Annotated in this window: 17 protein-coding genes and 1 pseudogene; 13 read left to right on the forward strand and 5 right to left on the reverse strand. The window is 47.7% G+C overall.

The features are described 5' to 3' along the window. Window positions 1–12: 12 nt before the first annotated feature. The 11 genes from JNUCC21_RS04730 to JNUCC21_RS04780 all read left to right on the forward strand — a co-directional run bounded on the left by JNUCC21_RS04730 (window position 13) and on the right by JNUCC21_RS04780 (window position 13064). A complete protein-coding gene (locus JNUCC21_RS04730) occupies window positions 13–702 on the forward strand; it encodes an HAD family hydrolase (protein ID WP_003155347.1) in 690 nt (229 codons plus the stop codon). Further along, on the forward strand, window positions 695–2233 hold the full coding sequence (locus JNUCC21_RS04735; protein ID WP_003155346.1) for a bifunctional GNAT family N-acetyltransferase/carbon-nitrogen hydrolase family protein: 1539 nt from the start codon (window positions 695–697) through the stop codon (window positions 2231–2233). The genes JNUCC21_RS04730 and JNUCC21_RS04735 overlap by 8 nt, the downstream gene beginning before the upstream one ends. A 242-nt stretch (window positions 2234–2475) precedes the next feature. After that, window positions 2476–3828 (forward strand): aspartate aminotransferase family protein, encoded by a 1353-nt coding sequence (locus JNUCC21_RS04740; protein WP_253599786.1) that lies wholly within the window; start codon window positions 2476–2478, stop codon window positions 3826–3828. Window positions 3829–3844: 16 nt separating this feature from the next. Continuing rightward, window positions 3845–4420: a glycerol-3-phosphate responsive antiterminator gene (locus JNUCC21_RS04745; RefSeq protein ID WP_007610287.1), complete on the forward strand. Its 576-nt coding sequence runs from the start codon at window positions 3845–3847 to the stop codon at window positions 4418–4420. A 172-nt stretch (window positions 4421–4592) separates the two neighbouring features. Next, window positions 4593–5420 (forward strand): MIP/aquaporin family protein, encoded by an 828-nt coding sequence (locus JNUCC21_RS04750; protein ID WP_020955562.1) that lies wholly within the window; start codon window positions 4593–4595, stop codon window positions 5418–5420. Window positions 5421–5436: 16 nt separating this feature from the next. Beyond that, on the forward strand, window positions 5437–6927 hold the full coding sequence (gene glpK / locus JNUCC21_RS04755) for a glycerol kinase GlpK (RefSeq protein ID WP_007409284.1): 1491 nt from the start codon (window positions 5437–5439) through the stop codon (window positions 6925–6927). A 137-nt stretch (window positions 6928–7064) separates the two neighbouring features. Then, entirely contained in the window at window positions 7065–8732 is a 1668-nt protein-coding gene (gene glpD, locus JNUCC21_RS04760; RefSeq protein ID WP_003155341.1) for a glycerol-3-phosphate dehydrogenase, read from the forward strand. A gap of 139 nt (window positions 8733–8871) precedes the next feature. Then, the gene (locus tag JNUCC21_RS04765; protein ID WP_369878625.1) at window positions 8872–10614 is read left to right on the forward strand and encodes a phospho-sugar mutase; all 1743 of its coding nucleotides are present in this window, start codon (window positions 8872–8874) and stop codon (window positions 10612–10614) included. 145 nt (window positions 10615–10759) lie between these two features. Continuing rightward, window positions 10760–11896, forward strand: coding sequence for a GAF domain-containing sensor histidine kinase (locus JNUCC21_RS04770; protein ID WP_082997765.1), 1137 nt, complete (start codon window positions 10760–10762; stop codon window positions 11894–11896). Further along, window positions 11896–12540 (forward strand): response regulator, encoded by a 645-nt coding sequence (locus JNUCC21_RS04775; protein WP_369878628.1) that lies wholly within the window; start codon window positions 11896–11898, stop codon window positions 12538–12540. The genes JNUCC21_RS04770 and JNUCC21_RS04775 overlap by 1 nt, the downstream gene beginning before the upstream one ends. Beyond that, entirely contained in the window at window positions 12540–13064 is a 525-nt protein-coding gene (locus JNUCC21_RS04780; RefSeq protein WP_032871071.1) for an NADPH-dependent FMN reductase, read from the forward strand. The genes JNUCC21_RS04775 and JNUCC21_RS04780 overlap by 1 nt, the downstream gene beginning before the upstream one ends. Before the next feature lie 13 nt (window positions 13065–13077). Here the strand turns inward: JNUCC21_RS04780 and JNUCC21_RS04785 are convergent, their stop codons facing one another. Next, window positions 13078–13320, reverse strand: coding sequence for a YhdB family protein (locus JNUCC21_RS04785; RefSeq protein ID WP_003155335.1), 243 nt, complete (start codon window positions 13318–13320; stop codon window positions 13078–13080). Window positions 13321–13510: 190 nt separating this feature from the next. On the opposite strand from JNUCC21_RS04785, the gene JNUCC21_RS04790 reads away from it, so the two are divergent. Further along, the gene (locus JNUCC21_RS04790) at window positions 13511–13834 is read left to right on the forward strand and encodes a DUF3889 domain-containing protein (RefSeq protein WP_007610300.1); all 324 of its coding nucleotides are present in this window, start codon (window positions 13511–13513) and stop codon (window positions 13832–13834) included. A 44-nt stretch (window positions 13835–13878) separates the two neighbouring features. On the opposite strand, the gene JNUCC21_RS04795 is transcribed toward JNUCC21_RS04790, so the two are convergent. The 3 genes and pseudogenes from JNUCC21_RS04795 to JNUCC21_RS04805 form a co-directional block, all read right to left on the reverse strand. Beyond that, on the reverse strand, window positions 13879–15333 hold the full coding sequence (locus JNUCC21_RS04795) for a LysM peptidoglycan-binding domain-containing protein (protein WP_369878630.1): 1455 nt from the start codon (window positions 15331–15333) through the stop codon (window positions 13879–13881). A gap of 179 nt (window positions 15334–15512) precedes the next feature. Next, complete coding sequence (nsrR, locus tag JNUCC21_RS04800; RefSeq protein ID WP_007610306.1) at window positions 15513–15947, reverse strand: nitric oxide-sensing transcriptional repressor NsrR; 435 nt, start codon at window positions 15945–15947, stop codon at window positions 15513–15515. Window positions 15948–16077: 130 nt separating this feature from the next. After that, window positions 16078–17657, reverse strand: a pseudogene (locus tag JNUCC21_RS04805) (mechanosensitive ion channel); the annotation flags it as partial. 104 nt (window positions 17658–17761) lie between these two features. Here JNUCC21_RS04805 and JNUCC21_RS04810 point away from each other — a divergent pair. Continuing rightward, window positions 17762–19168, forward strand: coding sequence for a SpoVR family protein (locus JNUCC21_RS04810; RefSeq protein ID WP_017417346.1), 1407 nt, complete (start codon window positions 17762–17764; stop codon window positions 19166–19168). 37 nt (window positions 19169–19205) lie between these two features. Here the strand turns inward: JNUCC21_RS04810 and JNUCC21_RS04815 are convergent, their stop codons facing one another. Further along, complete coding sequence (locus JNUCC21_RS04815) at window positions 19206–20585, reverse strand: alkaline phosphatase (protein WP_369878631.1); 1380 nt, start codon at window positions 20583–20585, stop codon at window positions 19206–19208. Window positions 20586–20793 lie beyond the last annotated feature (208 nt).

The raw sequence follows: 20793 nt of genomic DNA on the forward strand, positions 1-20793 counted from the left end.
GAGCTGTAACCATTGATAAAAGCATTAATCTTTGATTTTGACGGGTTAATTTTAGATACAGAAACCCATGAATATGAAGTGCTGCAGGAAATGTTTGAAGAACACGGTTCAACATTACCTTTATCCGTCTGGGGAAAGGTGATCGGAACGGCCGCGGGTTTTAAGCCGTTCGCATATTTAGAGGAGCAGCTGGGAAGAAAGCTCGATCATGATGAACTGACGGCGATCAGGCGCGGGCGCTTCGAACAGCGGATGAAGACAGAAACGGCGCGTCCCGGGGTCGAGGCTTATTTAGCCGCGGCAAAAGAATTAGGATTGAAGGTGGGGCTCGCTTCCAGCTCAGATTTTAAATGGGTGTCGGGCCATCTGAAGGAATTAGGCCTGTTTGATGAATTTGAAGTGATTCAGACGGCTGACGACGTAGAAGAAGTGAAGCCGAATCCGGAGCTCTATCTGAAAGCTGCGGAACATTTAGGCGTTGAACCATCTGAATGTCTGGCCTTTGAGGATTCGGTCAACGGCTCAATCGCAGCTAAACGGGCCGGCATGAAATGTGTCATCGTCCCGAATAAGGTAACAAGCGCCCTGTTATTTGAAGAGTACGATCACAGACTGGAATCGATGGCTGAAATGGAACTTGAATTACTCTTACAGCGATTGAACGATCAAAACGAACCGGCAGGGGGAAGCAGCATTGTCTGAGAAACTTGATCTGACCCGTTTTGAAAAGAAAATGGTCATACGGAATATGGAAGAGAAAGATATTAACAAAATTATTGAGCTGCAAAAGGATTGTTTTCCGGGGATGGAGCCGTGGGAGCCTGAGCATTTAATCAGCCATCTCGCGCACTTTCCGGAAGGTCAGTTTTGCGCCGAGTATGAAGGGGAAATTATCGGTTCATGCTCAAGCCTGATCATCAATTTCGATGAATATGATGACCGCCACACGTGGCAGGACATTACAGACGACGGTTATATCACGAACCACAACCCGGACGGATTGAATCTGTACGGGATTGAGGTAATGGTTCACCCGGAATACAGACGGATGAAAATTGGACACCGGCTGTATGAGGCGAGAAAAGACTTGGCGAGACGATTGAATCTGAAAAGCATCATTATCGGCGGGCGGATCCCGAATTATCATAAGTATGCGGAAGAAATGACGGCGAGAGCCTATGTCGAACAGGTGACGCGCCATCAGATTTATGATCCGGTGCTTTCTTTCCAGCTGATGAACGGATTTACGCTCATGCGGATCAATCCGAATTATCTCCCGGATGACACCGCGTCCATTAAATATGCGACATTAATGGAATGGAACAATGTCGATTACCTGCCGCAGTCGAAGCGCTATTACAAATCGGCATTTCCGGTGCGCATCTGCGTCATTCAATATGAAATGAAAAAGATTTACTCCTTCGAGGAATTTGCCAATCAGGTTGAATATTATGTCGATGTGGCTTCCGATGCGAGATCTGATTTCGCGGTGTTCCCGGAAATTTTCACGACGCAGCTGATGTCTTTCCTCGAGGAGCGTTCTCCGAGTCTGGCCATTCAGAGGATTACCGAATATACCGAGGACTATATCAGCCTCTTTACAGATCTCGCGGTGAAATATAATGTCAACATCATCGGCGGCTCCCACTTCGTTGAAGAAGAGGGGAAAATTTATAACATCGCCTACTTATTCAGACGTGACGGCACGATTGAAAAACAATATAAGCTTCACATTACGCCGAATGAGCGGAAATGGTGGGGCATCAGCGCCGGAGACAGGGTGCGCGTATTTGATACGGACTGCGGAAAGATCGCCATTCAGATCTGTTACGATATCGAATTTCCGGAGCTTGCGAGAATTGCCGCGGATCAAGGGGCGAAAATTATCTTTACGCCGTTCTGCACTGAAGACCGCCAAGGCTACTTGCGCGTAAGGTACTGCTCTCAGGCGAGAGCGGTTGAAAACCAAATTTACACCGTCATCTCAGGTACGGTCGGAAACCTGCCGCAAACAGAAAATATGGATATTCAATACGCGCAGTCAGCCATTTTTGCTCCGTCTGATTTTGAATTTGCCAGAGACGGAATCGTCGGTGAAACGAATCCGAATATCGAAATGGTCGTGATCGGGGACGTGGACCTTGAAATCTTAAGAAGGCAGCGTGAAAACGGAACCGTGCGCCAGCTGAAAGACCGGCGCAAAGACATTTACCGGATTACGCACCTGAAATAAAAAACGCCCGCTCCGCTTAAGGGGCGGGTTTTTTTATAAAAACACTTGCACCGGCCCCGGTTTCGGGATATGCTCTTGTAGCCCTTTCGCTTTCTGGGAGAAAGCGTTTTTTTAATTGCCGCCGCTTTATTGACTCGCCCATGCCGCGCCTTTATATTCTTATTAAGAGGAAAACTTCACCAAGAGAATCGGCGTCAGAAGCCGGGCAGCTTTCGATACAGTGCAATGATATTGAAAGGGAGATGAGCGGTGTGGAACATGTACAAAAAAATCAGTCACTCAAACAAAAGGATAAAGAGCTGATTTGGCACGCGATGAAAGGGGCGGAGCCGGATGACAGCATAATCGTCCAAAAAGGGGAAGGCGCCTGGGTTACGGACATTGACGGCAGACGGTATTTGGACGGCATGTCAGGACTGTGGTGCGTTAATATCGGATACGGGAGAAAGGAACTTGCCGATGCGGCTTACAGCCAATTGAAGGAGCTTCCTTATTATCCGCTGACCCAAAGCCATCAACCCGCGATTGAGCTTGCGGAAAAACTGAATGAATGGCTCGGCGGCGATTATGTAATCTTCTTTTCCAACAGCGGATCGGAAGCAAATGAAACCGCGTTCAAAATTGCCCGCCAATACCACATTGAAAACGGCGATCACAGCCGCTTCAAATTCATCTCCCGGTACAGAGGCTATCACGGCAATACGATGGGGGCGCTCGCCGCTACCGGCCAGGCGCAGAGAAAATATAAATATGAGCCGCTCTCACAAGGTTTTTTGCACGCGGCGCCGCCTGATCTTTATCGGAATCCCGGCGATGCCGTCACATTGGAAAGCGCGCATGACATCGACCGGATCATGACGTGGGAATTAAGTGAAACGATTGCCGGCGTTATTATGGAACCGATTATTACAGGCGGAGGGATATTGATGCCCCCGGACGGGTATATGGCAAAGGTAGAGGACATTTGCCGCCGCCACGGCGCGCTTCTGATCAGTGATGAAGTTATTTGCGGTTTCGGCCGCACGGGAGAGCCGTTCGGATTTCAGCATTACGGCGTTTCACCGGACATCGTCACAATGGCAAAAGGCATTACGAGCGCTTATCTGCCGCTGTCGGCAACGGCAGTAAAACGGGAGATTTTTGAGGCGTATTCGGGCGGTGAGCCGTACGGCCGCTTCCGGCACGTGAATACATTCGGAGGCAATCCGGCAGCCTGCGCCCTGGCCTTGAAAAACCTGCAATTGATGGAGGACGAAAATCTGATCGCCCGCTCCCGGGAGCTTGGAGAAAGGCTGCTCCGTGAGCTTGACCCGCTCAGAGAACATCCGGCGGTCGGAGATGTACGGGGCAAGGGCCTTCTTGCCGGCATTGAGCTCGTCAAGGACAAAATCACGAAGGAACCCGCTGATGCCGCCCTTGTGCAGCACGTCATCACCGCGTGCAGAGAAAAAGGCCTGCTTGTCGGAAAAAATGGCGATACTGTAGCGGGATATAATAATGTCATTCAGCTGTCTCCGCCTTTTTGCCTGTCGGACGAGGAGCTCTCTTTCATCATTTCGACCGTCAAGGAAAGCGTGCTGAGCATTGATTTTTAATGTAAAGGAGTAAAACATGAGTTTTCACAACCAGCAGATTCTACCGGCAATCCGGAACATGAAGCAATTCGATGCATTTTTAGAAAGTCCGTTCTTATACGGCGTCATTTTAGATATCCACCTCGGTCAATTAAAAGGTGTCGTGAATGAAGCGAAAAAACACGGAAAACTTCTGATGGTTCACGTCGATTTAATCCACGGCATTAAGCATGATGAATACGGTGCGGAGTTCATTTGCCAGGATATCCGGCCCGCGGGCATCATTTCGACGAGATCATCAGTCATCGTCAAAGCGAAACAAAAGAAAATATACGCGATCCAGCGTCTGTTTCTCTTAGATACGAGCGCCATGGAGAAAAGCATGGAATTCGTCGGAAAGCATAAGCCTGACTTTATCGAGGTTCTCCCGGGCATCGTTCCGACTTTAATCAGAGAAATTAAAGAAATGACGGGGATTCCGATTTTTGCCGGCGGCTTCATCCGCACGGAGCAGGACGTTGAAAACGCCTTGCAGGCAGGAGCCACGGCCGTGACGACTTCAGACACCGAACTATGGGCTAAATATGAACATTCTATGACAAAAAAAGATTGACACCGCTTACACCCATTGTTACAATAGACCTAGGTTAATACTATGTGATGGAGACCCGGAGACCCACAACAGCTCTTTACGGAAGCAATAAAGCGTAAAGCGGTTTGTTGTGGGTTTTTTATTCTCTATAACTCTGTCAAACCTGCTATTATGTCATTTAGGAGGAATGATGATGACAGCATTTTGGGGAGAAGTAATCGGTACAATGCTGCTTGTTATTTTCGGCGGCGGCGTTTGTGCGGGAGTCAATTTAAAGAAATCGCTTTCATACCAATCCGGATGGATTGTTATTGTATTCGGCTGGGGATTGGGAGTAGCCATGGCGGCATATGCCGTCGGCAGCATCAGCGGCGCCCACTTGAATCCGGCTTTAACGATAGGCCTTGCGCTTGAAGGCAGCTTTCCTTGGAAAGAGGTACCTGTTTATATTGCGGGACAGATGATCGGAGCAATGATCGGTGCGGTTGTTGTGTACCTTCATTATCTGCCGCATTGGAAGGCGACGGATGATCCGGCCGCTAAACTGGGCGTTTTCTCGACCGGCCCGAGTATTCCTCATACATTTGGGAATATGATAAGTGAAGTCATTGGTACGTTTGTGCTTGTGCTCGGCATTTTGGCAATCGGAGCGAATGAATTTACAAAAGGGCTGAACCCGCTGATTGTCGGATTCCTCATCGTTGCCATCGGGATTTCTCTTGGAGGGACGACCGGATATGCGATCAACCCTGCGCGGGATTTGGGGCCGAGAATCGCCCACGCCTTTTTGCCGATTCCGAAAAAAGGGCCGTCAAATTGGAAATATGCCTGGATTCCCGTAGTCGGTCCGATCATGGGCGGTGCGTTCGGCGGCGTATTTTACAATGCCGCGTTTAAAGGAAATGTGACACCTAGCTTTTGGTTTGTAAGCGTTATAATGGTTGTAGTGCTTTTCATACTCTATATTTATACCAAGAAATCTCAATCACAGAAAACATTATCAAATTCTGAATATATTTAAAAAGGAGAGCGGCATCATGGAGACCTATATTTTATCAATTGACCAAGGCACAACAAGTTCAAGAGCGATTCTTTTTAATAAAGAAGGAAAAATCGTGCATTCCGCTCAAAAGGAATTCACACAGCATTTCCCTCAGCCGGGCTGGGTGGAGCACAATGCGAACGAAATTTGGGGATCGGTGCTCGCCGTTATCGCGACTGTGATCTCCGAGTCCGGAATCAGCGCTGATCAAATTGCCGGCATCGGCATCACGAACCAAAGGGAAACGACGGTCGTATGGGATAAAGATACCGGAAAGCCGGTATACAATGCGATTGTATGGCAATCGAGACAAACATCCGGCATTTGCGAAGAGCTTCGTGAAAAAGGATATAATGATACATTCAGAGAAAAAACGGGACTTTTGATCGACCCTTATTTCTCAGGAACGAAAGTCAAATGGATTCTTGACAATGTAGAAGGCGCGCGGGAAAAAGCGGAAAACGGAAGTCTTCTGTTCGGAACGATTGATTCATGGCTCATCTGGAAAATGTCCGGAGGGGCGGCGCACGTAACGGATTATTCCAACGCTTCAAGAACGCTGATGTTTAATATACATGAATTAAAATGGGATGACGAGCTCCTTGATATTTTAGGCGTGCCGAAATCAATGCTGCCGGAAGTGAAACCGTCTTCTCATGTGTACGCGAAAACGGTTGATTATCATTTCTTCGGTAAAAACATTCCGATTGCGGGAGCGGCCGGAGACCAGCAGTCTGCGCTGTTCGGTCAGGCGTGCTTTGAAGAAGGCATGGGGAAAAACACATACGGCACAGGCTGCTTTATGCTGATGAATACCGGAGAAAAAGCCATCACTTCTGATCACGGCCTTCTGACGACAATCGCCTGGGGATTAGACGGAAAAGTCGAGTATGCACTGGAAGGAAGCATCTTTGTCGCAGGTTCTGCTATCCAATGGCTGAGAGACGGCATGCGGATGTTCCAAGATTCAAAAGAAAGCGAGACATACGCAGAGCGTGTGGATTCCGCTGACGGTGTTTATGTCGTGCCCGCTTTCGTCGGATTAGGCACACCGTACTGGGACAGTGACGTGCGCGGCTCAGTTTTCGGCCTGACACGCGGAACGACGAAGGAGCATTTTATCCGGGCTACGCTTGAATCTCTCGCTTATCAGGCGAAAGATGTGCTTGATGCCATGGAGGCTGATTCAGGCATCTCTTTAAAAACATTGCGTGTAGACGGCGGAGCGGTAAAAAATAACTTCCTCATGCAGTTCCAAAGCGACTTGCTTGATGTGCCGGTCGAACGTCCGGAAATTAATGAAACGACGGCGCTCGGTGCCGCGTATTTGGCCGGAATCGCTGTCGGCTACTGGAAGGACAGCACTGAAATCGCTGATCAATGGAACCTTGATAAGCAATTCAAACCGGAAATGGAAGATGAAAAACGCGATGAATTGTACGGCGGATGGAAAAAAGCAGTAAATGCAGCTATGGCTTTTAAATAAGATAAAAATGTGGTATACTGAAAACAAGTTAATAGGAACGGTCCTGAGATGAGGAGAGACCACAGCACCAAAGTGATAACTGCGCTTTGGCTGTTGTGGTCTCTTTTTCTATACCGTGACAACAAGGAGGAAACGTAATGATGAATCACCAATTTTCAAGTTTGGAACGGGATCATATGCTGGAAGACATGACTAAAAAAACATACGATCTGTTTATTATAGGGGGAGGTATTACGGGTGCCGGTACGGCGCTTGACGCTGCTTCAAGGGGAATGAAAGTCGCTTTAAGCGAAATGCAGGATTTCGCGGCCGGCACATCAAGCAGATCCACAAAGCTTGTCCACGGCGGTTTGCGTTATCTGAAGCAATTTGAAGTCAAAATGGTTGCAGAAGTCGGTAAGGAACGTGCCATCGTGTACGAAAACGGCCCGCACGTCACGACGCCGGAATGGATGCTGCTGCCGTTTCATAAAGGCGGCACGTTCGGTTCATTCTCTACTTCCATCGGCCTGCGTGTGTATGACTATTTAGCGGGAGTAAAAAAATCAGAGCGCAGAAGCATGCTGTCTGCTAAAGAAACGCTGCAAAAAGAGCCGCTCGTCAAAAAAGACGGCTTAAAAGGCGGAGGCTATTATGTAGAGTACCGGACGGACGATGCGAGACTGACGATTGAAGTCATGAAAGAAGCCGTTAAATTCGGTGCGGAGCCTGTCAACTATTCTAAAGTGAAAGAACTGCTTTATGAAAAAGGAAAAGTTGTCGGCGTTTTAATTGAAGATCTGCTGTCAGGCAAGGAATACAAAGTTTACGCCAAAAAAATCGTCAATGCGACAGGTCCGTGGGTCGACGAGCTGAGAGAAAAAGACCACAGCAAAAGCGGAAAACATCTTCAGCACACAAAAGGGGTCCATCTCGTATTCGACCAATCCGTATTCCCGCTTAAACAGGCGGTGTACTTTGATACGCCGGACGGCCGGATGGTGTTCGCCATTCCGCGTGAAGGAAAAACATACGTGGGTACGACCGATACGGTTTACAAACAAAAACTTGAGCACCCGCGCATGACGGTGCAGGATCGCGATTATGTCGTCAGCTCCATCAATTATATGTTCCCGGAACTGAACATTACGGCGGACGATATTGAATCAAGCTGGGCCGGCCTCAGACCGCTTATTCACGAAGAAGGGAAAGACCCGTCTGAGATCTCCCGTAAAGATGAAATCTGGACATCTCAATCAGGCCTGATTACGATCGCCGGAGGAAAACTGACGGGCTACCGTAAAATGGCTGAGCACATTGTCGATCTTGTCCGCGACCGCTTGAAAGAAGAGGGCGGCCAGGACTTCGGCGGCTGCAAGACGAAGACGATGCCGATTTCCGGCGGACATGTCGGCGGCTCTAAAAACTTCGAGTCATTTGTGGAAGCAAAGACAAAAGACGGCTTGAAAATCGGTTTATCACAGGAAACCGCTAAGCAGTTAGCCATCAGATACGGCTCTAACGTTGAAAATGTATTCAGCCGGATTGAAGGTCTGAAAGACGAAGCGGAAAAACGCCAGATTCCGGTTCACATTTTGGCTGAAGCGGCTTACAGCATCGAAGAAGAAATGGCTGCGACACCTGCCGATTTCTTCGTCCGCAGAACGGGAAGACTGTTCTTCGACATCAAATGGGTGCAAACGTATAAAACGGCCGTGATTGATTACATGAGCGACCGATTCCAATGGAATGACGAAACGAAAGAAAAACACACTGAGTGGTTAAATACGCTGCTGCACGACGCGGTTGTTCCGCTCGAACAATAATAACCGGAGGGCTGTGCCGAAAAGGCATGAGCCCTTCTTTTATCTTTTTACATAAAGCATTTGGTTAAGTTATCAAGTGACACGGGCAGCCGCTTCATATTAAAATATGGTCATAAGCTGAAATTATAGGAGGACGAACATGAGTTGGAGTAAGAGTTACGAACGCTGGAATCAGGCCGAACAATTAGATTCAGAATTGAAAAAATTATTGGCGGACGCAGAAGGAAACGAGCAGCTGCTGGAAGATTTTTTCTACAAAAATCTTGAGTTCGGAACAGGAGGCATGAGAGGAGAAATCGGGCCGGGTACGAACAGGATGAATATTTACACGGTCCGCAAAGCATCCGCCGGACTTGCGGCGTATATCGCGAAACAGGGGGAAGACGCGAAAAAAAGAGGGGTTGCGATCGCATACGACTCCCGTCATAAATCTCCTGAGTTTGCGATGGAAGCTGCAAAAACCCTTGCTTCCCAAGGCATTCAAACATACGTATTTGATGAGCTCCGCCCGACGCCTGAGCTGTCTTTTGCGGTGAGAAAGCTGAACGCTTATGCCGGTATCGTCGTGACGGCCAGCCATAACCCGCCTGAATATAACGGATATAAAGTGTATGGCGATGACGGCGCACAGCTGCCGCCGAAAGAAGCGGACATCGTCATTGCGGAAGTGAATGCCATAGAAAATGAATTAACGATTCAAGTTGAAGATGAACAGTCGCTGAAAGAAAAAGGTTTGATTAAAATAATCGGTGAAGAAATTGATAAACCGTATACTGAAGAACTGACTTCCATCTCCGTACATCCCGAGCTTTCGGATGAAGTGGATGTCAGCGTCGTGTTCACTCCGCTGCACGGCACGGCAAATAAACCGGTGCGCCGCGGTCTTGAAGCACTCGGTTACAAAAACGTCACCGTCGTGAAGGAGCAAGAGCTGCCGGACCCGGATTTTTCAACCGTCAAATCGCCGAATCCGGAAGAGCACGCGGCTTTCGAATATGCCATTAAACTCGGAGAAGAACAAAACGCTGATATTCTCGTCGCTACGGACCCGGATGCCGACCGTCTCGGCATTGCCGTAAAAAACAGCGAAGGCAAGTACACAGTGCTGACGGGAAACCAGACAGGCGCGCTTTTATTGCATTACCTGCTTTCCGAGAAGAAAAAACAGGGCGCCCTTCCTGAAAACGGTGTCGTCATGAAAACGATTGTCACGAGCGAATTGGGCCGCGCCGTCGCTTCATCGTTCGGATTAGATACGGTTGACACACTGACAGGCTTCAAATTTATCGGTGAAAAGATCAAAGAATATGAAAAATCAGGCCAATACACGTTCCAGTTCGGGTATGAAGAAAGCTACGGCTACTTAATCGGCGATTTCGCGCGTGACAAAGACGCGATCCAGGCTGCGCTGTTAGCCGTCGAGGTATGCACCTTCTATAAAAAGCAGGGCATGTCGCTTTATGACGCGCTGCTGTCCATTTTTAAAGAATACGGTTATTACCGTGAAGGCTTGAAGTCATTGACATTAAAAGGAAAACAGGGAGCAGAGCAGATTTCCGCTATCCTGACTTCCTTCCGAAACGATCCGCCGAAGCAGATGGCCGGAAAACAAATCACGCAGGCTGAAGACTATTCAACGGGAAAACGGACTGTATTTGCCGATCATCATGAAGAAGATATTGATCTGCCGAAGTCAAATGTCCTGAAATATTTCCTTGAAGACGGCTCTTGGTTCTGCCTTCGTCCATCGGGAACGGAGCCGAAAGTGAAGTTCTATTTCGCCGTGAAGGGAACTTCTTTACAAGACAGCGAACAGCGTCTTGCCACATTATCTGAAGCCGTCATGAAAACGGTGGATGGCATAGTGGAAAAAACGAAATAAACAACAAACCGCCGGAAGCGACATCCGGCGGTTTTTTTATGCGTCTCATCCGAAAGTATGAGGAAAATTCATGCTGAAAACAAAGGAATATACAGAAAAGAATTGATATAATATGGATAATTCTGATTGGCCGGAGTGAGGGGAATTGACGAAAGCGACGGTAGAAACGTTAAAAACGTTAAAAGCGATTGCGGAAACCTTAAACCAAAGCCACGATTTAAAGGATGCGCTTGATAAAGTGCTCCGCGAACTGCTCAGCCTGACCGGGCTGCAGACAGGGTGGATTTTTCTGATTGAGCCGGACGGATCTTATACGCTCGCCGCATCCGCTTATTTACCGCCGGCTCTCGGTCAGCGGGAAAATGCACTCATGTGCAGCGGGGAATGCTATTGTCTGACCAAATTCAGCAATGGCGGATTGACAAAGGCCGTAAACATAATGAATTGTAAACGGATTGAATTTGCGAAACAGACGACGAACTGCCGCGATACGGAGGGCATTACCCATCATGCGACCGTACCGCTTGAGGACGGCGGCCGGAAGTTCGGTTTATTAAACGTCGCCGCAAGTGAAAAGACATTTTTCAACGAAGAAGAATTGCATCTGCTTGAAGCGGTTGCATTTCAAATCGGAACGGCGATTCAGCGGATGAAACTGGCCGAATTTGAGCAGCAGAACGCCCTGTTGATGGAACGAAGCAGACTTGCGCAAGAGCTGCATGATTCCGTCAATCAAATGCTGTTTTCTGTCAGCTTAACGGCAAAAGCCGCAAAGAGCTTTACAGATGATGATCGGCTCCGGCAGATGATTACGTTTATTCAAGAGCTGTCTCATGATGCGCTAACAGAAATGAGGGCGCTTATTTGGCAGCTGAAGCCGGAAAGTTTGACGAAAGGGCTGTATGCGTCGATCAAAAGCTATGCCGCTCTTATCGGCCTGGAAGCCGTTTGTGAAATGGAGGATGAGCTGGAGCTTACAGATGAACAGGAACACGCGCTTTGGCGGATCGCCCAGGAAGCCTTGAATAACTGTAAAAAGCATGCGGGAACGGACCGGGTTATCATTTCCGCCGTTAAAAAGCCGGATTGCGCTGAGCTTCATATTAGCGACCGTGGAGCGGGCTTCAGCGCTGATGCGCATGCTGTGCTCCCATCGCTCGGCGTGGCCGGCATGAAAGCGCGGGCTGAAGCAATCGGCGGCCGCTTTACACTGCAATCCGAGCTTGGCGCCGGAACGATTGTCTCCGTTCGGCTTCCGTTTCGGGACAGGAGGTCTGATTGATGAAAATTGTGATTGCTGATGATCATCACGTTGTCCGCAAAGGACTGCGCTATTTCTTCGCCACTCAGGAAGACATTGAAGTTGTCGGTGAGGCGTCCACCGGTGCTGAAGCGCTTCAGCAAGCTGAAAAGACGGAGCCGGACATCATTCTGATGGATTTATCAATGCCTGATATGGACGGCATAGAAGCGGCAAAAATTGCGGCGGAACGATTTCCGGACATCAGTATCGTCGTTTTGACGAGCTATTCTGATCAGGAGCATGTCATTCCCGCCCTTAAAGCCGGCGCAAAAGCGTATCAGCTGAAAGACGCCCAGCCCGATGATTTAGTAAAAACGCTTCGGGAAGTGTATTCCGGACGTTACCGGCTGTCGGCGGATATTGTGCCTCACGTGCTGACCCATATGGTTCAGGATGATCAGGATAAGGTAAAATATGATCAGCTGACCCCCCGTGAAAAAGATGTTCTTCAAGAAATAGCCAAAGGGAAAAGCAATAAGGAAATTGCGGCGGCACTGTTTATTTCAGAAAAAACAGTGAAGACCCACGTGTCCAACCTGCTGTCAAAGCTGAATCTTTCCGATCGGACGCAGGCGGCATTGTATGCGGTAAAATATAATGTTTTTGGAAAGGCGGTAAAATGATGAGCATATTAGTGATCAGCGGAACACCGAGAAAAAACGGGCGGACTAGAATTGCCGCTTCTTATATAAGTGATCGGTTTCATACCGATTTTATTGATTTGAGCGAAAGTGAACTGCCGCTTTATAACGGTGAAGAAGAACAGAACGAGCTGCCTGCAGTGGAAGAGTTAAGGCGGCAGGTGAAAAAGTCGGCGGCCGTCGTCTTATTATCTCCCGAGTATCACAGCGGCATGAGCGGCGCTTTAAAAAACGCCATCGATTTTTTAAGCAGCGATCACTGGGCATACAAACCGGTGGCAATCATTGCTGCGGCGGGCGGAGGAAAAGGAGGCATGAACGCGCTGGCGAATATGCGGACGGTCATGCGGGGCGTCTATGCAAATGTCATCCCGAAACAGCTGGTCTTAGACCCGATTCACATCGACATGGAGCGCCGGACCGTATCTGAGGATATGGCTGTCAGCCTGAAAGAGATGATCGAAGAGCTGAATATGTTCACAAACATAAGAAATCCCGGCGTCTGACGCCGGGATTGTTTTATGTCAGCATGGCTAATTGATCTTCATAAGCGAGCTCTGTCGCATGATCAATATACCCGAGAAGGGAATACAGCTCTTTTTCAAGCACCGCATGATCATATTCGAAATGATACGCGTGCAGAAAGTGCTCAATACGCTTTGATAATAAATCATCTTTTGTACGAACCATCAATATTAACAAATTGTCCCATTGAGACCGGTGTGTGTAATACAAGGCTTTGTCATAATCGGCATGATCCATCTAACGCTTCTCCTTTCAATGAGAAGTTCTCCGTTAGTTTATGCCGCCGAAGACCGATGCAACGGGGGAAAAGTTGGTGTCCTTATCACAGCGGCATAGCAATATGAGGGAGACATAAAATAAAACCGCATATCCGTCTCTTCTTTGGACACGCTAAGATTGACAAAAAACGACTCAGGAGAACATAAAGATGAAATCCCTTCCATTTGCGCTTGCCCTCTTGTTTTGCGGCATTCTCATTGCCTCGATCGCTGAAAAAGGGCATACAGAACACCTTGATCCATCAGTTGAAAAATGGGAGCAGCTCGCATGGAACCAGCTTGAACGTGAATACAAGGGGGCCGAGCTTACCGATTATTCGTACATGGGCCGTACAAAAGTGAACCGGGAACAGACGAAAGATGTGTTTCGCGTAACGGTGCAAACAACAAAAGAAACGTTTTCATCCCGTGCTGAAGTGTATTTCCATCCCGTGACAAAACATGTGATCAGCATTAATATTTTCAGACTGTAAAAAAAGCTGCACAGCCTAATTGAGGCCGTACAGCTTGTCAGATATCAGAAGAAACGTTTTGCGCCGAGGTAGCGCTGTTTCCAATAGGAATTGTTCATGCTGGAAATAACGACACCCGAATCGTTGGCATTAATAAACTGGCCGTTCCCGAGATAAATACCGACGTGGGAAGGTCCGGCTTTATAAGTTGAGAAAAAGACAAAGTCACCGACCGCCGGCTGGCTGACTGATGTCATCGTATTCCAGTAGCCTGCGGCTGAAAGTCTGGATACAGAAGTGACCTTATTGAGAACGTAATAAATGAAACCGCTGCAGTCAAAGCCTCTCGGCGTCGTCCCGCCCCATACATACGGTACGCCCAGCTGAGCTTTTGCGGCATCGATCATTACATTAATCTTCGCGCTTGTTGAACCTGTGCCGCCTGTGTTGCCGGACTGATTCGGTGTTGTGTTTGTCTGCTGCCCGGTAATCGTCAGCTTTTGTCCGATTTGAAGAACATCTGTTTTCAGATTGTTTTTCTCGCGGATCTGCTGGGCGGTCACATTGAACTTTTGGGCAATCACCCATAAAGAATCCCCGCTTTTCACGGTATATGTAGTGGTTTTCCCTGTATCTCCGGACTGGTTCGGAGTTGACGGTGAAGACGAAGAGCCGGAAGATGACGTTTTGGTCAGCTTAAGCACTTGTCCGACCCGAAGCATGTCTGACGTCAGTTTGTTGATGCTTCTGATTTGCTGAACCGTCATATTGTATGCGTTTGCGATTTTCCAGAGTGAGTCTCCGCTTTTTACTGTATAAGAGGACGTTTGTGTCTGTTTTTTATTTTGGTTTGAATTGTCTTTTGACGGCGTGTTTCCCGAAGAAGACGTTCCTTTTGTTTTCAGGACTTGGTTTACGTAGATCGTATCCGTTTTTAAGTTGTTTAATACTTTGAGTTCCGCAATGGTCATATTGACGCTGTTTGCGATCTTCCATAGTGAATCGCCGAGTTTGACTTTATACGTCCCGGAAGATGATGACTGCTTTTTGCTGCTGTTTGAGCTGCTGCCCGGTGTGGTTTTTTTCTGATCGGTGCTTGAGGAAACTTTCCCCGTCACTTGCAGCTTCTGTCCGGCGCGGATTAAGTCGCTTGTCAGACCGTTCAATTTTTTTAGTTCCTGTACGGACATTTTAAAATCAGATGCGATCAGCCACAGCGAGTCGCCGCTTTTCACTGTATAAACGCTTTTAGTCGTGCCGCTGTTCTTTGAAGATGGCTTTGAGCTGCCGGAATCTGATTTGCCGTTAGGAATGTTGAGCGTCTGCCCGATAGAAATAACGGTGGATTTTAGATGATTCGCTGATGTAATGGCATCCACGCTTGTATTGTAGTTTTGGGCAAGCTTCCATAATGAATCTCCGCTTTTAACCTTAATCGTTTGTGCTTCTGCCGGTGTTACAGCTAACGCAGACCCGACGATCGCAGATGCAGTCAAACCGACCGCTACCTTTTTTTTCATAATGAATCTCCCTTTTCCTGCGATGATTTTACTATCCCCATTCGTTGCAGCCGCAAGGTGAGGATATCAGTAATGATAATCTTTATATCGGCACTTGTCTGCAATCGTTTATCATATTAATAGAAATAGTCCTTTTTTCTTACGCCGGCATAAAAAAAAGAAGGAATGCGGACATTCCTTCAGCTTCTGAGCAGTCTCATAATCTCCTCTTTGTTTTTGACCAGATCCCTTAACGTATATTTGTCTAAAACAGCCAGGTAAGCTTGCAGGGCTTCATTCAGAAGGTTCTTTAAGTTGCAGGCGGGAGATATGATACAGAGATTTTTTTTGGAGTCAAAGCATTCTACGATGTTAAAGTCGTCTTCTGTATTTCTAACGACTTCTCCAATGTTTATGTCTTCCGGTGTCATTCCTAATCGGATTCCGCCTCCCCGGCCCCGGATCGTTTCGACATACCCGAGCTGGCCGAGGCGGTAAATGACTTTCATGAGGTGGTTTTTAGAGATGGAATAAGTATCTGCGATTTCTTTTATGTTGGAAAGTTCGTCGGAATGTCTGGAAGCCAAAAAAATCAAAACGCGTAAAGAATAATCGGTATAGTTCGTTAATTTCATAGAATGACCTCGGAAAAAGAGATTTTGCTTCTGTTACAGTCTATCATATATGAATCTAAAATGAAAAAAAAGGAATTTGCCCCTTTAACTCAAAAAAAACGTGCGCTCCTTCTGAGCACACGTTTTTTTGTTAAGACATCGGCGGCTTACGATCGTCAGCCGATTGATGTTTTTCAATTTTGCGATCCAATTTTGCGAGATAACGGGAGGCAAATTCTTTTCCGCCAAGACCGAATGAAAGTCCGAAGGCAAGCGCGAAACCGCCCAGAATCAGAATAAACGCGGCATTTACGATCGTGTCGGCGACACCGAGCTGATCCAGCGCCATAAAGATTGAGAGAGTGATAATGGTATATTTCGCAAGCGGCGCCAGGAATCTGAATTCCTTTCCGCTCAGCATGCCGGCAAGCAGCCTGCTGACGAGCTGTCCGGCCAAAAGCCCGATTCCGAGAATAAATACAGCGGCCAGAACATTAGGCAGGTAAGCGATAATACCTGTTGCGATAACAACGAGAAATTCAAGATGGACAAGCTGCAGCGCCTCTGCCGTAAAGAGCAGGACGATGATGATTTGAACAATCATGCCGACCGTCTGAGAAAGCGTCAGCTTCGGGGTACCCGCCTGTTCAAAGCCCATTTTACCGAGAAGAGAGTCGAAACCGGCCCGGTGCAAGAGCCCGGATACAATGCTGTTGACCCATTTTCCGATCCAGATGCCGGCGATGATCAGCACGATACCGATGATGATATTAGGGAGCATTGTGAAGACCGTGTGCAGCATGGCTGACGCCGGTTCAGAAATACCCGCCACATCAAGCCGGTCAAGCGCAGAAATGATCACCGGAATGAAAATCAGCACGTAGACAATCATTCCGATGATTGCCGACAGGCTTGTATCCTTCAGATAAATAGAAAGCCCCATACGTGCGGCGAGCCTTTCCGTGCCGATACTCGCCAGAAAGTTTGTGACGATATCACGGACGAGACGGGCAACAAGCCAGCCGATTAGAACAATCAGCGCCGCGGCAAATACTTTCGGTATAAAGGACAAAACGCTTTGGATCATATTTGTAAACGGCCCTGATACTCCGCTGATTTGGAGAGCGGCCAAGACGCCGGGCAGGAACAAGAGCAAGACGAAGTAAAAAACGATTCGTGAAGCGGCCGTAACGGATCTGCTCATCTCCGCTTCTTCAGAAACCATTGTCCATTTTCTGAACCGGCCGTTTTCAGCGAGTTTCATGCCAGCTTTTTTGACGAGATAGCTGAAAAGCGAAGCGGCCGCCCAGCCCAACAGCAGAATCAAGCCGGCTTTTAAAATGCTCGGCACAGCCGCCGTTATCGCTGACAGCATGCTGACAAAAGGCGAAGCCACGGTTGTCAGATGCAGAATGTTAAAGAATAGAATAAAAACGATGATTAATGCGATAAAATAAATGACTTTACTGATGACTTTTTCTGAGGAATAGCGCGCCGGCTTTTTTTCGGCGAACAGCCTGTCGTCGATTTTTGTTTTTTGCAGGCCTTTGTATACGGCTTTTTCAATGATTTTGGCAATGCCCCAGCCGATAAGCAGGACGAGCAGTGCAATGATCAGATTAGGGAGTTTGCTGAGATACGTCGTAAGCATGTCTGCTGTATTCAAGTAGAATCGCTCCTTTTCTTTTTGGGGTATGGTGTGTGTTTTACCCACTTACATATAAAGCAAACGGGGCGGATGTGCCGAAAGTTTTCAGCCGGAAACCGGTCTGTTATTTCATCTTTTGAGAGGAGGGGTCATACATTATAAATAAGTCCAAGTAGGGGGGATTCGGTTGAACGCGGAGGAGACAAAAGGTTTACAGCGGGCAATTGAGGAAATAACCGACATTGCGAAGGGTTTCGGCCTTGATTTCTACCCGATGAGATATGAAATTTGTCCGGCTGAGATTATTTATACATTCGGCGCGTACGGCATGCCGACGAGATTCAGCCATTGGAGTTTCGGCAAACAATTTCACAAGATGAAACTCCATTATGATCTCGGTTTGAGCAAAATTTATGAACTTGTCATTAATTCCAACCCTTGCTACGCTTTTTTGCTGGACAGCAATTCGCTGATCCAAAATAAATTAATTGTAGCCCATGTTCTTGCCCATTGTGATTTTTTCAAACATAACTGCCGCTTTCAAAATACGAACCGGGACATGGTTGAGAGTATGGCGGCTGCGGCGGAGCGGATTAAGCATTATGAAAGAATGCACGGGATAAAAGAGGTGGAGTCCTTTTTAGATGCCATTCTGGCGGTTCAGGAGCATATCGATCCGTCGCTCGTCAGGCCGAAGCTGCTGTGGAGCGTCGATGACGAAGAGGAGGACGAAGAAGAAACCGCGCCATCGCCTTACGATGATTTATGGGGAATGGATAAGCCGAAGCAGGTGAAAAAGAAAAAAGGGAAAAAACCGTTTCCGCCCCGGCCGGAAAAAGATATTCTGCTGTTTATCGAGGAACATTCGCGGGAGCTTGAGCCGTGGCAGCGTGACATTTTAACCATGATGAGAGAAGAAATGCTGTATTTTTGGCCGCAGCTGGAAACGAAAATCATGAACGAAGGCTGGGCATCCTATTGGCATCAGCGGATTATCCGCGAGCTTGACCTGACTTCAGATGAAGCCATTGAATTTGCGAAACTGAACGCAGGCGTCGTTCAGCCGTCAAAAACGGGAATCAACCCGTATTATTTAGGGCTGAAAATTTTTGAAGACATCGAAGAGCGTTATGACAACCCGACAGATGAAATGAAAAAAACAGGAGTAAAGCCCGGTTCCGGACGCGAGAAAATGTTTGAGGTCAGGGAAATTGAATCGGATATATCATTTATCCGCAATTATTTGACGAAAGATCTCGTGATGCGTGAGGATTTGTATTTATTCCAAAAGCAGGGCAGGGACTATAAAGTGATCGACAAAGAATGGAAGGCCGTGCGCGACCAGCTCGTGAACATGCGGGTCAACGGGGGATTTCCTTATCTGACCGTCAATGACGGGGATTACCTGAAGAATAATGAGCTTTATATTAAACATTGGTATGAGGGAATTGAGCTTGATCTGAAATATCTGGAGAAAGTGCTGCCGTATCTGTACCAGCTGTGGGGCAGGAGCGTGCACATCGAATCTGTTCTTGAAGACAGAGAAGTGATGTTTTCGTATGACGGCAAAGGAGTGCACCGGAGATATCTGTAAAAGAAGAAAGGATGCGGGGAAACCCCCGCATCCTTTTTTATTTTCCGTGTTTCAGGATGTGAAAGATCTTTTTGGCCTGATCCGTGTTGTTTAAAAGCCCCGTAAATGACTCTCTTCCCGGACCGTATGCGTAAACGGGAACTTCTTCGCCCGTATGATCGCCGGTTGTCCAGCCGCTGTTGGTTTTCGCATTAAAGAGCTTAATAATCGCTTTGTATGCCCCCTTGTCAGCATCCTGTTTTGCGGCCGTTTCGATCTGTTTGATTTCCGCTTTTGACCATTTCAGGTCTGTATAACGCGCAAGCACGGAAGATACGGATTTGCCCGCTTTGATTTGGTCAGCCATAAATGCCGGGGTTTTTTTGGCGGCAAGAATCGGTTCAACATGCCAGTTTTTATCGTCATTCGCACCGATCGTCAATCCCCCGGTGGTATGGTCAGCCGTGGCAACGACAAGCGTATGTTTGTCCTTTTTGGCAAATGCAATCGCTGCTTTATACGCTTTTTCAAAATCCTTCATTTCGCTCATTGCGCCGACTATGTCATTGTCATGTCCCGCCCAGTCAATTTGGCTGCCTTCGACCATTAAGAAAAACCCTTTTTTATTCTTGTTCAGCCTGTCGATCGCCGCCGTTGTCATGTCTTCTAATGAAGGGACGGCGTTTGATCGGTCGATTGCTTTGTCGAGTCCGCCATCGGCAAACAGGCCGAGAATTTTCTTATTACGATCCTTTTTGAGCTCCTGTTTTGATGTCACGTAGCTGTATCCCGCTTTTTTGAAATCCTTTGTAACATTGCGGTCTTTACGGATAAAGTTTGACTTGCCGCCTCCGAGGAGCACATCGGCTTTCTGTTTTCCGTTGATGCGGTCATCAAAGTAGCTGCTTGCGATGTCATCCATGTTCTTTCGGGATTTGTTATGGGCTCCGAATGCCGCAGGGGTGGCGTGGGCAATCTCCGAAGTTGCGACAAGTCCGGTGGATTTCCCTCTTTGTTTCGCTTCTTCGAGGACGGATTTTACCCGCTTTCCTTTTTTATCGACTCCGATCGCCGCGTTATACGTTTTCACGCCCGTGGCCATTGCCGTGCCAGCCGCCGCGGAATCGGTAATATTGGAATCAGGATCGTCAGGATAAGTCATCATCATACCGGTGAGATTGGGATCGAATGCCGTCAGTTTCATACCATCCGAAGGCTTTCCTTTGTTAATGACCGAACGGTAGGCGTTCATATAGGGAGCGCCCATTCCGTCGCCGACCATGAAGATGACGTTTCTGATTTCGTTTTTGTCAGGCTGTTTTTTTGCCGCAGCCTGTTCAGAGTGCTGAAGCCCCGCGCCCGCAATCAGACCGGCTGTCAGCACGGATACGGCTGCCGCCGGCAGAAGTTTTGATCGAACCTGTTTAAATAGACTCATTCTCACTCGTCCTCCTTTAATCGTGTCTGCATGTCTAATGGTAGGGGGTGTTTGTAAAGAGCGCCTGTTCCTCCTGTAAATTTCAGGTGAAACATTGTTAGAAATGTAAATTCCGGTGTAAAGTTATGTTTTCAAGAAAGAGTGAAAACCATTCACATTTTTGAAAAAGACGAGGATTTTTTTAACAAGGGGTTATTTGGAAAATAAA

The sequence above is a fragment of the Bacillus sp. JNUCC-21 genome, from assembly GCF_041222765.1.
In the GTDB taxonomy this organism is placed as follows: Bacteria; Bacillota; Bacilli; order Bacillales; family Bacillaceae; genus Bacillus; species Bacillus velezensis.

What these genes read in the sequence shown, in the direction of transcription:
- JNUCC21_RS04740 (WP_253599786.1), top strand. Translation starts at nt 2,476, where the DNA reads ATGAGCGGTGTGGAACATGTACAAAAAAATCAGTCACTCAAACAAAAG.
- JNUCC21_RS04745 (WP_007610287.1), top strand. Translation starts at nt 3,845, where the DNA reads ATGAGTTTTCACAACCAGCAGATTCTACCGGCAATCCGGAACATGAAG.
- JNUCC21_RS04750 (WP_020955562.1), top strand. Translation starts at nt 4,593, where the DNA reads ATGACAGCATTTTGGGGAGAAGTAATCGGTACAATGCTGCTTGTTATT.
- glpK (WP_007409284.1), top strand. Translation starts at nt 5,437, where the DNA reads ATGGAGACCTATATTTTATCAATTGACCAAGGCACAACAAGTTCAAGA.
- glpD (WP_003155341.1), top strand. Translation starts at nt 7,065, where the DNA reads ATGATGAATCACCAATTTTCAAGTTTGGAACGGGATCATATGCTGGAA.
- JNUCC21_RS04765 (WP_369878625.1), top strand. Translation starts at nt 8,872, where the DNA reads ATGAGTTGGAGTAAGAGTTACGAACGCTGGAATCAGGCCGAACAATTA.
- JNUCC21_RS04775 (WP_369878628.1), top strand. Translation starts at nt 11,896, where the DNA reads ATGAAAATTGTGATTGCTGATGATCATCACGTTGTCCGCAAAGGACTG.
- JNUCC21_RS04780 (WP_032871071.1), top strand. Translation starts at nt 12,540, where the DNA reads ATGAGCATATTAGTGATCAGCGGAACACCGAGAAAAAACGGGCGGACT.
- JNUCC21_RS04785 (WP_003155335.1), bottom strand. Translation starts at nt 13,320, where the DNA reads ATGGATCATGCCGATTATGACAAAGCCTTGTATTACACACACCGGTCT.
- JNUCC21_RS04790 (WP_007610300.1), top strand. Translation starts at nt 13,511, where the DNA reads ATGAAATCCCTTCCATTTGCGCTTGCCCTCTTGTTTTGCGGCATTCTC.
- JNUCC21_RS04795 (WP_369878630.1), bottom strand. Translation starts at nt 15,333, where the DNA reads ATGAAAAAAAAGGTAGCGGTCGGTTTGACTGCATCTGCGATCGTCGGG.
- nsrR (WP_007610306.1), bottom strand. Translation starts at nt 15,947, where the DNA reads ATGAAATTAACGAACTATACCGATTATTCTTTACGCGTTTTGATTTTT.
- JNUCC21_RS04815 (WP_369878631.1), bottom strand. Translation starts at nt 20,585, where the DNA reads ATGAGTCTATTTAAACAGGTTCGATCAAAACTTCTGCCGGCGGCAGCC.